Source organism: Paenibacillus nicotianae (assembly GCF_042681745.1).
Classification (GTDB): domain Bacteria; phylum Bacillota; class Bacilli; order Paenibacillales; family Paenibacillaceae; genus Saccharibacillus; species Saccharibacillus nicotianae.
On the sequence record NZ_JBHUGF010000010.1, the window covers coordinates 625,304 to 636,460 of the forward strand.

Genomic DNA, 11,157 nt, shown 5'->3' on the forward strand with positions numbered 1-11,157 from the left:
CGGATCTACATTCTATTCATTGATCTAGTGAAACTTAGGAGCCTCGTCATCATCTTTACCTTTATTACCTTGAATGACTTGAAAAGGATAATTCTTTTTCGGCTTCGGTTGATGACTATTCGATGGTCTGGAAGAAGTCGATTTGTAACTATTTTTCTGTGAGCCATTCATTTTAGCCATTGTACGTGCAGAAGGTTTGACTTTGGGGCCATTGTAACTTCGACCAGCCATACCAGAAGTCGAACGAAGAATCAAAAACAAGACAACAATTAAAATGATCGGCACAATAAGATTCGCCCAATTATACGTTGCAGGAGAAGCCACCATTTGAAATATTTCAAGAAACAGCCCGACCGCACCTAGTAACATAGCTACTCCAAATACAATCAGTTGAACAGGTGATTTTCTCATTTTTATCATCCTTTCACAGGGCCAGGAGAAGACGTGGTAACAGCAGAATGAACATGTTGTTGTTCAAGAGCAGCATCTAATTCACGCATGCGGTTGAATGAAGCAATCGAGACTTCAATTTGATCCAGTGTTGGTTCTTTCGTTGTTAACAATTGTAACCACAACCCTGGATATCCCAAGTAACGTAGCACAGGGACTTCACGTAAGCTATTGGTGAATTTCAAAAATTCAAACGAAACACCGATTACAACAGGCAATAAAACGATACGCTGGATAATACGCTCGGTTAGACTATCCCAGCTAAACAGCGCATAGATAATCACTCCGATAATAACGGTTAATATAATAAAACTGCTTCCACAGCGATAATGCAGACGACTATATTTTTGTACATTTTCCGGTGTTAATTCTTCGCCATGTTCATAAGCAGTAATCACTTTGTGTTCAGCACCATGATACTGAAATAGTCGCTTAATCATCGGTGTCTGCGAGATCGCCCACAGGTAGATCAACAGCAGAACAATTTTGATAACCCCTTCAAGTAACGTATGCAGTGCATGATTGTCAAATGCTCTACCAAATAATAAGCTTTCCACAAATACAGGAACCAATGTAAAAACAAGCTTACCTACAATTAGCGAAAGAATACCCACTACAGCTACACCGAGCATCATACTAAGACTCATTTTGGATTCTTCTTTTTGCTTTTGCTCTGCATATTCTTCAGGGCTCATCTGATCTTCGGAATAAGCATCAGCCGCATAATTCAGATGTTTGGAGCCTTTGGCACTTGAATCAATCAAACTTATAATTCCTCGCAACAATGGAATGCGGCGTAATGTTTTGACCCATGACTTATCCTGTCTAGGTACTTCTAAAAAGGTGATCTCACCATCTTTACGTCTTACAGCGGTCACATTCACATTTTTTCCACCGAACATAACGCCTTCTATTACTGCTTGGCCGCCATAGCTCGGAGGAGCAGATTGTTTTGACAAGTACAGTCACCCTTCCGTAGTTCGACATTATCGTGACTCACGCAATGCCTGATCAAGCTTATCTGTTCATTGATCATAGATAGAAATAAGCTTATCCTTTAATTGTAGCGGATTTAGCTGATTTTTACCAGAATACACTATCAGGAAGCATCAAGAGAACAGATAAGATATTGTACTGCCTATTCTCAAAATTGTAATTGGTATGGTAAAATAATTTTTGGCTATTTCTCAGTTTACATTTGTCCAAAATGATCACAATGCGACGATACAAAGAACCAAGCGAAGGTCAGATATTTTGCTTTGCAAAAATCACTTTTGATTTTACTAGAAAACGTCGTATTTTATTCTAAAACGCTGAAGGGGAGAGATGTAATTGAGTACACAACGTTTAAATAAGTTACGTGAAGCGATGCAAGAGCAACAATTAGAGGCTTTGTTAATTACAAGTAGTGTGAATCGCAGATATTTGACAGGGTTTACAGGTTCTGCGGGTTATGTGTTAGTGACTGCACAGGAAGCTTACTTATTGACTGATTTCCGTTATATGACTCAAGCGCCAGAACAAGCCACAGCTTTTTCAGTTGTAGAACATTCGGCAAATGTAGTCGATACGATGAAAGAATTGTTGTCCAAAGGCAATATCAGCAAGCTTGGATTTGAACAAGATCTAGTGCCTTATAGCAGATATGCTATGTACAGCAAACATTTAGCACCGGTTGAGCTGGTTCCTGTATCCGGCATCATGGAAGAGATTCGTAATTTCAAAGATGCTGAAGAAATTGCTATTATCGAAAAAGCGACAGATATCGCAGATCGTACATTCAGCCATATCTTGAACTACATCAAACCGGGTGTAACCGAGCAAGAAATCGAACTTGAAATGGAATCCTTTATGCGCCGTCAAGGAGCGACAGGAACTTCTTTTGAGACGATTGTTGCGTCGGGTGAACGTTCTGCTTTGCCTCATGGCGTAGCAAGCGAAAAAGTAATCGGCGAAAATGAATTTGTTACATTAGACTTTGGTGCGATTTATCAAGGATATGTATCCGATTTAACACGTACTGTTTTTGTAGGTACACCGACAGATAAGCATCTTGAAATTTACAATATCGTACTGGAAGCACAGCTTAATACGCTGAAACACTTGAAACCAGGTATGAGCGGTAGAGATGCAGATGCACTAGCACGTGATGTGATTGCTTCTCATGGTTACGGTGAAGCGTTTGGACATAGCACAGGTCATGGTATCGGTATGGAAGTGCATGAAGAACCTCGCTTGTCTAAAATGAGCGATACTGTATTATCTCCAGGTATGGTAGTAACTGTAGAACCGGGTATTTATATTCCAGGGTTTGGCGGCGTGCGTATTGAAGATGATGTATTAATCACAGAAGATGGTATTCGAGTACTAACTCATTCCACAAAAGAACTTACGATTTTACCGGTATAATGAAAAGATTGTTCTGTTATGCAGGATGATGACTATCTGTTGCCGAATAAAATACCTGTATATGATGATATAGTATCCGATTGTTATGGGGTATAGTACAATATATAGGCTTCATAGAATTATGCAAGAGACCAGCTTTACCACATCTGAGGAGGCGTTATTTTGATTTCAGTAAACGATTTTAAAACAGGTTTGACCGTAGAAGTAGAAGGAAATATTTATTCCGTTTTGGAATTCCAACACGTAAAACCGGGTAAAGGCGCAGCATTCGTGCGTTCTAAATTGAGAAACTTGCGTAACGGTAACGTAGTAGAACGTACTTTCCGTGCAGGTGAAACGATCGCTCGTGCTCAAATCGAAAACCGTGGCGTTCAATATTTGTATGCAAGTGGTGACGAGCATGCATTTATGGATAACGAAACTTACGATCAATTTGAATTGAACTCCAAGCAATTGGAATGGGAATTGAAATTCTTGAAAGAAAACATGACAGTTAATATCATTAGCTATCAAGGTGAGATTCTTGGAATTAACTTGCCAACAAGCGTAGAATTGGCTGTTACAGAAACAGAACCAGGAATCAAAGGTAACACTGCAACAGGCGCTACTAAAAATGCAAAATTGGAAACTGGACATACGGTTCAAGTACCTATGTTTATCAACGAAGGTGACGTTCTAATCATCGATACTCGTGAAGGTAAATACGTTTCCCGCGCGTAATACTTAACTATATGTACAATCAAAAGAATGAGTGGCTTTGATGCCTGCTCATTCTTTTTTTAGAATATAATACTATAAGGAGTATAGAGATGGATCATCTTGAAGTTGTTTTTGATATACATATTTCTTATATAGATAAGCTGTTAATCGATGAACTGGACATAAGATCAGCAAATATAAAATCTTCGCATTTCTATGATCAAATTAGAACCAAAGATATAGAGTTTAATCATATCGATTCATTCTCAACATTCTTATTGAGTTCAGGTACAGGAACCATACTATTTGAAGTTCTTGAACTAGAAGTAGCCTTAAAAGAAGTATTGCTTGTTATTTCGTCAGATGCAGAATACATTACTTTAGAATTTAATTTTATAAAGACTGAGTTGATCTACAAAGGCGTATTAGACACTATTAAATGCTTACATTTGCTCAATTATTTCCAAAAATTAATAGAACGTTATAACATACCATCGATCAAATTTGGTTATGAACCTGCTACTGATAAAGATATGTGTCTAATCGAAATCACAAAGCATACTGATCTACTACATTCGATTAGAAATCAATGGAAATTAAATAGAAAAGGATTTAACATAGAGTAAACATTCTAGTGTAGCTTTTTTAATTTACGGGTAGTACTTAACGTGTTCTCGTATTATACTGTTAAAGACTAAGCATGTTCATGCATTATTATGTATGAAACGCCTAAATACGCTGTTCAATCCGGGTAAAATATTGTAGAGATAATATACCCGTATCAAGTAGGGAGTGAAGAAGTCTTGGCTTTGTATGTCATGAAATTCGGCGGTAGTTCCGTCGGGGATACCGAGCGCATGCAACGTGTAGCAAAGCGCATTATTGAGAAGCAAGATGAAGGACACGACTGTGTAGTCGTTGTTTCGGCAATGGGAGATACTACAGATGATTTGATTGATCAGGCACGTCTGCTCAATCCGAATCCGCCTGCTCGTGAAATGGATATGTTGATGACGACAGGTGAACAGATATCGATGGCGATGTTATCGATGGCGATTCAGCATTTGGGTCGAGAAGCAGTATCTTTTACCGGCTGGCAAGCAGGTTTTGAGACAGAAGCGGAACATGGCAAAGCGCGCATACGTAATATTCAGCCTGAACGTGTTCTCAAAGCGATCGGAGCAGGTAAAATCGTGATCGTAGCAGGATTTCAGGGGATTACAGCAGAAGGCGAGATTACAACGTTCGGACGCGGAGGTTCGGATACAACAGCCGTTGCCCTAGCAGCCGCAATTCATGCTGATACTTGCGAGATTTATACGGATGTTGATGGGATTTATTCGACCGATCCACGTATCGTGAAATGCGCTCGCAAACTAGAAGAAATATCTTATGACGAAATGCTAGAACTCGCCAATCTAGGTGCAGCGGTACTTCATCCGCGCGCTGTTGAATACGCGAAGCATAACAATGTACGTCTCGTTGTGCGCTCTAGCTTTAACTATAATGAAGGAACCGTTGTGAAGGAGGAGACAACTATGGAACAGGGAGCAGTCGTTAACGGCATTGCTTATGACAAAAATGTAGCACGTCTTACAATCCGTGGCGTTGCTGATCTACCGGGAGTACTTGCGAAAATGTTCGGAGAACTCGCAACGGCTAAAATAGACGTTGACCTTATCGTACAGAGCGGTGTATTGGATGGCAAAGCAGACTTCTCTTATACAGTAAGTCTAGCGGATCGTGAACGTGCACTTGCTGTTATGGAAAGCTTGCGTAGCGAACTTCCTTTCAGTGAAGTCACTTCTGAAATTGATCTGGTCAAAGTGTCGATCGTTGGTGCAGGTATGGTCAGTCACCCGGGTGTAGCGGCGCAAATGTTTGCTGCCATTTCTGCACAGGGAGTTAGCATTAAGATGGTCAGTACTTCTGAGATCAAAGTATCCTGCGTGATCGAAGCCGGTCGTCTGCAAGATGTAGTCGTTGCGCTTCATACAGCATACGGTCTGGATACTGAAGAACAAGCATTTGTAGGTGGCCCTCAAGACCGTCGTTAAATCGATTGTGGTACAACTGCATAATAAAACATAACACTTATCAAATTTGAAAGAGTTTATTTCGATGCAAGGCTAAATTGTAAGCAGTGCTGTGTATAAGGGAGGAAACTGTATGAATCATTATTCCGTTCCAATTATAGCTAGCAAAGACCTTGATAAGAGTGAAGCTTTCTATAGGCGATTAGGGTTTGATGTACTTAATGATTATGGTCATTACCGTATTCTTTCTGATAGACGCGGTTGGCATCTGCATTTGAATTATGTACCAGATTGGCCCAAAACGGTTGAAGATAATCCCTTCGGTTTATATTTGTATGTTGAAAATGTAGATGAGATAGCTGCACAGGTAAGTGATTTGATCATCGAACAAGGAACACCTTGCGTAAAACCCTGGGGAGTATATGAATTTGCAGTAAGTGATCCGAGTGGTCTGCTTGTCCGCATCGGTCGAATAATTTCGCAAGATGGAGAGTAGATTATTAGTTCATATTCCAATCATAAAATTGAAAATCAATAAGGTGTTGTTTGCCAGATAACTGGTAGATGGATTCTTTATTAAAAAGGCGTGAACAAAGATGTTCACGCCTTTTTAATGAATGTGCTATAATACATAGCGTTATGTGTAACTTTCCGTGTACAACGGGCAATGAAGACAAAGGAGTGAAAAATAGATGTTTAACTTAAATGAAATTAAAGAATTGATTCAATTGGTAGACGAGACATCTGTACAAGAAGTAGAAATCGAAAATGAAGGATCACGTCTAGTGATTCGTAAGCCAAGCAAAGCAGAAACTGTGTATGTACAACAAGCTGCAAATGCACCTATAGCTGCACCTCAAGCAGTGCAAGCGCCTGCAACAACACCAACTGCTGCTACTCCAGCAGCGGCACCAACGACTCCAGAGGTAGACCCTTCTTTACATACCATTGTATCGCCTATGGTTGGAACGTTCTACCGTTCTTCTTCACCAGAAGCGGCTCCTTTTGTAAGTACGGGTGATCAAGTCAATGATAAATCAACTGTATGTATTATCGAAGCGATGAAGCTGATGAATGAGCTTGAAGCAGAAACTAAAGGAACAATCGTAGAGATCTTGGCAGAAAACGGACAGCTTGTTGAATACGGACAGCCATTATTCTTAGTAAAACCGGAATAAGCAAGACATTGCTTTTGCCAAATCCCGGAGGAGGAAACGTAAAATGAAATTTCATAAAATACTGATAGCGAATCGTGGCGAAATAGCGGTTCGTATTATCCGTGCTTGTCGTGAATTAGGGATAGCTACAGTAGCTGTCTATTCCGAAGCAGATCGCGAATCACTACATGTACGTCTGGCTGATGAAGCATACTGTATCGGGCCGACTTTGTCCAAAGATAGCTATCTAAATTTAACCAACTTAATGAGTGTTGCGACATTGACTGAATGTGATGCTGTTCACCCGGGGTATGGTTTTTTAGCTGAGAATGCAGATTTCGCAGAGATTTGTGAATCTTGCAATATTACGTTTATTGGACCTTCACCAGATGCGATTACACGTATGGGTGATAAGTCTGAAGCGAAGCGTACAATGATTGCCGCAGGCGTACCGGTTATCCCGGGTTCTGACGGAATCGTAGAAGATATGGATGAAGCGATCGTGATCGCTCGTGAGATTGGGTACCCTGTTATTATCAAAGCTACCGCTGGTGGCGGAGGTAAAGGGATTCGCCTTGCAGAAGACGAAGAATCACTGATCAAACAAATCACAGCCGCTCAACAAGAAGCGCAAAAAGCGTTTGGTAATGGTGGCGTCTATTTAGAAAAATATTTAACGTCGATGAAGCATGTCGAAGTGCAGATTATTGCAGACAAACATGGTAATGCTGTTCATTTAGGTGAACGTGATTGCTCGGTACAACGTCGTCGTCAAAAATTAGTTGAAGAAGCACCTTGTCCTGTATTATCTCCTGAATTGCGTGAAGAAATGGGAGCGGCGGCTGTACGTGCTGCTGTTGCTGTTAATTATTCAGGCGCAGGTACACTTGAGTTCTTGCTTGGAGAAGATGGACAGTTTTACTTTATGGAAATGAATACGCGTATTCAAGTCGAACATCCCGTTACCGAAATGGTTACAGGTATAGATTTGATTCAGGAAATGATTTCTGTAGCAGAAGGCAATCCACTTTCTTTCCGTCAAGATGAAGTAGTGATCAACGGATGGTCGATGGAATGTCGTATTAATGCAGAAGATCCTGAGCGTAACTTTATGCCAAGTCCAGGTAAGATTGATTTCTACCTACCACCAGGTGGTCCGGGTGTACGTGTAGATAGTGGCGCGTATCCAGGATATACGATCAGTCCTTACTATGATTCTATGATCGCGAAGTTGATTGTGTGGGCTCCAACTCGTGAGCAAGCAATAGCTAAAATGAAACGTGCTTTGGACGAATTTGCGATTGAAGGCATTTATACAACGATTCCTTTCCATATGCGTCTACTGAATCACGAGACATTTGTGCGTGGCGATTTTGACATCAAATTCCTTGAGGAAAACGAAGTCTAAGCTTGTTTGTCAATGAATCATTCACATGTTATATTTAGTTTACTTAGCAGGAGGTGTATAGATAAATATGAGTACGTTACCGACTGAATTTGAGCGGACAGATATAGGTGAGATTCAGATTGCTCCCGAGGTCATCGAAGTGATTGCAGGTCTAGCGACGATTGAAGTAAAAGGTGTAGCAGGCATGAGTGGTGGCTTTGCCGGTGGTATTGCTGAATTGCTCGGTCGCAAAAATCTTTCCCGGGGTGTGAAAGTAGAAGTAGGACAACGTGAAGCGGCTGTAGACGTGTCTGTGATTGTTCATTATGGACATCGTCTACCTGAAGTAGCAGCCGAGATTCAACGTAATGTCAAACGTTCAATTGAAACGATGACTGGCTTAACTGTAGTCGAAGTGAATGTGCAGATTCATGATGTGCATTTAGAGACAACAGAGAAGAGCAGAAGCGAAGAAGTTGAATTTTCACAGCGGGTCAAATAAGTACCAAAAGCAAATATAAACCCCCGACGTAACAGTCAGGGGTTTACTATGTTTACTATAATGTAAAGGGGCTGCACACTCTTGGCTAAAATTATAGACAGACTGCTTTTATTTATCTACAGTCTGAGCATTGGAATCTTGTCTGTGCTTGCAATCCTTTTACTAAGTGGCAAAGTGCCTGTAGAATTGAATGATCGTAACGAACAAAATCTTTATATTACGATCGTGGTTGTAGCTGTAATCTTATTTTTGCTAAGTATCCGTTTTTTCTATCTAGCGGTGCGTTCAGAGCGTGGACATCATCATTCGGTACATCAACGAACCGAATTTGGGGATATTCAGATTTCACTGGAAACGGTAGAAAATATGTGCCTCAAAGTAGCAGAACGTTCTCGTGGTGTGCGTGATGTCAAAACGCGTGTACGTGTGATCGAATCCGGTCTTGAAATTATGATTAGAGCGATTGTAGATGGAGAAAGTTCGATTCCAGAACTGACGGAAAATATGCAAAAAAATGTTCATGATCAAGTGGAAGAAATTACAGGTATTCCGGTATCCTCGGTATCGGTGTTTATAGCAAATATCGTTCAATCTCCTGCATTCAAAAGCAGAGTGGAGTAGAAGGGAGTTCTCCTTATGATATGGAAAGCGATCTGGGAAACTCACGGAGGACGGATAACAGGTGTAGCCGCGGGTCTTTTGTTCGGAGTATTATATGTGGTAGTTGGTTTTTGGGATATGTTGTTCTTTGCACTGTTAGTGTTCATAGGCTATAGCGTCGGCAAGCATAAAGATATGCGATTAGGCTCTGTCATTCCCTGGGAACGGGTGAATGCGTGGATATCGGATCGCTGGCGCCCGTTTAAATGAACCTGTCATACCTCATTCCCGGACTACGTATGAAAAGATAAATGATACAGCCGGGCATGATGTACGACAGGTTTTTTGGTATGCTAGAAGATATGGACTGGATAGATCGATAGATGCGAATAGGTTGTCGTGAGTAAAATCAATGAATTGAAAATAATAAGGTACACAGGATAGTATGCTGAATATATGATAGAGCTGCTTATCCATACCGGGAGGAACCCAAGAATGAAAAGAAGATTAGCACGTGAGATCGTTGTACAAAGTCTGTACCAAATGGAAATGAACGATGTTAAAGCAGAAGAAGCAATCGAAATGTTGCTTGAAGAAGCAGCACAAGAAAACGAATCTGAAGTTGAAATTCGTGATGAAGCTACTTTAAAAGCTTATGTACTTGATATCGTAAACGGTACATTTACCAACAAAGAAGCGATCGATCATTTATTAGAAGAGTATCTGAAAGGCTGGCAGATCAGCCGTCTATCTCGTGTAGACAGTCAGATTTTGCGTCAAGCGGTCTATGAAATGGTATTCCACAACGATGTACCTGCCAAAGTCGCTGTCAACGAAGCGATCGAGTTATCCAAGCATTTTGGTACAGAAGAATCCGGTAAATTCGTTAACGGTGTACTGGGTAAAATGATTCAAGACTTGGATAAATTAAAAGAAGCGCGTACAGAAGCAGAATAATCATTGTTCAGAGTAACCGATCGTCAGACATCAACGATAAACGTCAAGCAGTTGAACGATAAAACTTAATTTTCCGAACAGGTAAAGGAGCGATTATCATGACAGCAACAATTATCAATGGTAAACAAATAGCAGAAGACATTCGTGAAGGTATCCGTCAAGAAATGGAACAATTGAAAACAACAGGTTTCCAACCTGGACTTGCTGTTGTATTGGTAGGGGAAGATCCTGCTTCACAAGTATATGTGCGCCATAAAGAAAAAGCTTGTCATGATCTTGGCTATTACTCTGAAGTACACCGTCTACCTTCGACTACTTCGCAAGAAGAGTTGTTAGCTATGGTGGATCGTTTGAATAAGCAAGAAAATATTAACGGCATTTTAGTGCAGCTTCCATTGCCAGAGCAAATTGAAGAAAAAGCAATCATCAATGCTATTTCTCCTGAAAAAGATGTAGATGGTTTTCATCCGATCAGCGTAGGGAATCTGGTGATTGGTGACGATAGTCTATTGCCATGTACTCCTGCCGGTGTGATAGAACTGATCAAACGTGCAGGTGTTGAGATTTCGGGTAAACATGCTGTAGTCATTGGACGCAGTAATATTGTAGGTAAGCCAGTATCCCTATTATTACAACGTGAAAATGCAACAGTAACGATGTGTCATTCTCGCACAAGCAATATGAAAGAATTAGCCAAACAAGCAGATATTCTTGTGGTAGCGATCGGTAAAGCTAACTTTGTAGATGCTAGTTACATCAAGCCCGGTGCAGTCGTAATCGATGTAGGGGTGAATCGTCTGGATAACGGTAAGCTTGCAGGCGATGTTGATTTTGAAAGTGCTAAAGAAGTATCCGGTCCGATTACTCCTGTACCCGGCGGTGTAGGTCCAATGACAATTACAATGTTAATGCAGAACACTCTAGTGGCTGCCAAACGTGCTCACGGCTTGAAGTAAGGAA

At 40.8% G+C, this 11,157-nt stretch carries 14 protein-coding genes; 12 read left to right on the forward strand and 2 right to left on the reverse strand.

Features of this window, described 5'->3' with window-relative positions; genetic code table 11:
- Positions 1–24: 24 nt before the first annotated feature.
- Together ACFSGI_RS06905 and ACFSGI_RS06910 are read right to left on the reverse strand one after the other, a co-directional pair.
- Positions 25–411, reverse strand: coding sequence for a DUF308 domain-containing protein (locus tag ACFSGI_RS06905; RefSeq protein WP_204823418.1), 387 nt, complete (start codon positions 409–411; stop codon positions 25–27).
- A gap of 5 nt (positions 412–416) precedes the next feature.
- Complete coding sequence (locus ACFSGI_RS06910) at positions 417–1,409, reverse strand: DUF1385 domain-containing protein (protein ID WP_204823419.1); 993 nt, start codon at positions 1,407–1,409, stop codon at positions 417–419.
- Between the two features lie 373 nt (positions 1,410–1,782).
- Here ACFSGI_RS06910 and ACFSGI_RS06915 point away from each other — a divergent pair, with 373 nt between their 5' ends.
- From ACFSGI_RS06915 to folD, 12 genes are all read left to right on the forward strand, one after another.
- On the forward strand, positions 1,783–2,859 hold the full coding sequence (locus ACFSGI_RS06915) for a M24 family metallopeptidase (RefSeq protein WP_204823420.1): 1,077 nt from the start codon (positions 1,783–1,785) through the stop codon (positions 2,857–2,859).
- A gap of 162 nt (positions 2,860–3,021) precedes the next feature.
- Positions 3,022–3,579 (forward strand): elongation factor P, encoded by a 558-nt coding sequence (gene efp, locus ACFSGI_RS06920; protein ID WP_204823421.1) that lies wholly within the window; start codon positions 3,022–3,024, stop codon positions 3,577–3,579.
- Between the two features lie 89 nt (positions 3,580–3,668).
- Complete coding sequence (locus ACFSGI_RS06925; protein WP_204823422.1) at positions 3,669–4,184, forward strand: hypothetical protein; 516 nt, start codon at positions 3,669–3,671, stop codon at positions 4,182–4,184.
- 177 nt (positions 4,185–4,361) lie between these two features.
- Positions 4,362–5,615: an aspartate kinase gene (locus ACFSGI_RS06930; RefSeq protein WP_204823423.1), complete on the forward strand. Its 1,254-nt coding sequence runs from the start codon at positions 4,362–4,364 to the stop codon at positions 5,613–5,615.
- 112 nt (positions 5,616–5,727) lie between these two features.
- Positions 5,728–6,090, forward strand: a complete 363-nt coding sequence (locus tag ACFSGI_RS06935) for a VOC family protein (protein WP_204823424.1) — start codon at positions 5,728–5,730, stop codon at positions 6,088–6,090.
- A 196-nt stretch (positions 6,091–6,286) separates the two neighbouring features.
- A complete protein-coding gene (gene accB / locus ACFSGI_RS06940; RefSeq protein WP_204823425.1) occupies positions 6,287–6,772 on the forward strand; it encodes an acetyl-CoA carboxylase biotin carboxyl carrier protein in 486 nt (161 codons plus the stop codon).
- 43 nt (positions 6,773–6,815) lie between these two features.
- Positions 6,816–8,159 (forward strand): acetyl-CoA carboxylase biotin carboxylase subunit, encoded by a 1,344-nt coding sequence (gene accC / locus ACFSGI_RS06945; protein WP_204823426.1) that lies wholly within the window; start codon positions 6,816–6,818, stop codon positions 8,157–8,159.
- A gap of 67 nt (positions 8,160–8,226) precedes the next feature.
- Positions 8,227–8,640 (forward strand): Asp23/Gls24 family envelope stress response protein, encoded by a 414-nt coding sequence (locus ACFSGI_RS06950; RefSeq protein ID WP_204823427.1) that lies wholly within the window; start codon positions 8,227–8,229, stop codon positions 8,638–8,640.
- 81 nt (positions 8,641–8,721) lie between these two features.
- Complete coding sequence (gene amaP / locus ACFSGI_RS06955) at positions 8,722–9,261, forward strand: alkaline shock response membrane anchor protein AmaP (protein ID WP_204823428.1); 540 nt, start codon at positions 8,722–8,724, stop codon at positions 9,259–9,261.
- Positions 9,262–9,276: 15 nt separating this feature from the next.
- Entirely contained in the window at positions 9,277–9,510 is a 234-nt protein-coding gene (locus tag ACFSGI_RS06960; RefSeq protein ID WP_204823429.1) for a DUF2273 domain-containing protein, read from the forward strand.
- A 225-nt stretch (positions 9,511–9,735) separates the two neighbouring features.
- Positions 9,736–10,197 (forward strand): transcription antitermination factor NusB, encoded by a 462-nt coding sequence (gene nusB / locus ACFSGI_RS06965; RefSeq protein WP_204823430.1) that lies wholly within the window; start codon positions 9,736–9,738, stop codon positions 10,195–10,197.
- 98 nt (positions 10,198–10,295) lie between these two features.
- On the forward strand, positions 10,296–11,153 hold the full coding sequence (gene folD / locus ACFSGI_RS06970; RefSeq protein WP_204823431.1) for a bifunctional methylenetetrahydrofolate dehydrogenase/methenyltetrahydrofolate cyclohydrolase FolD: 858 nt from the start codon (positions 10,296–10,298) through the stop codon (positions 11,151–11,153).
- Positions 11,154–11,157 lie beyond the last annotated feature (4 nt).

Coding starts and splice junctions, on each gene's coding strand:
- ACFSGI_RS06905 (WP_204823418.1), bottom strand. CDS start 411: ATGAGAAAATCACCTGTTCAACTGATTGTATTTGGAGTAGCTATGTTA.
- ACFSGI_RS06925 (WP_204823422.1), top strand. CDS start 3,669: ATGGATCATCTTGAAGTTGTTTTTGATATACATATTTCTTATATAGAT.
- ACFSGI_RS06935 (WP_204823424.1), top strand. CDS start 5,728: ATGAATCATTATTCCGTTCCAATTATAGCTAGCAAAGACCTTGATAAG.
- accB (WP_204823425.1), top strand. CDS start 6,287: ATGTTTAACTTAAATGAAATTAAAGAATTGATTCAATTGGTAGACGAG.
- accC (WP_204823426.1), top strand. CDS start 6,816: ATGAAATTTCATAAAATACTGATAGCGAATCGTGGCGAAATAGCGGTT.
- ACFSGI_RS06950 (WP_204823427.1), top strand. CDS start 8,227: ATGAGTACGTTACCGACTGAATTTGAGCGGACAGATATAGGTGAGATT.
- ACFSGI_RS06960 (WP_204823429.1), top strand. CDS start 9,277: ATGATATGGAAAGCGATCTGGGAAACTCACGGAGGACGGATAACAGGT.
- nusB (WP_204823430.1), top strand. CDS start 9,736: ATGAAAAGAAGATTAGCACGTGAGATCGTTGTACAAAGTCTGTACCAA.
- folD (WP_204823431.1), top strand. CDS start 10,296: ATGACAGCAACAATTATCAATGGTAAACAAATAGCAGAAGACATTCGT.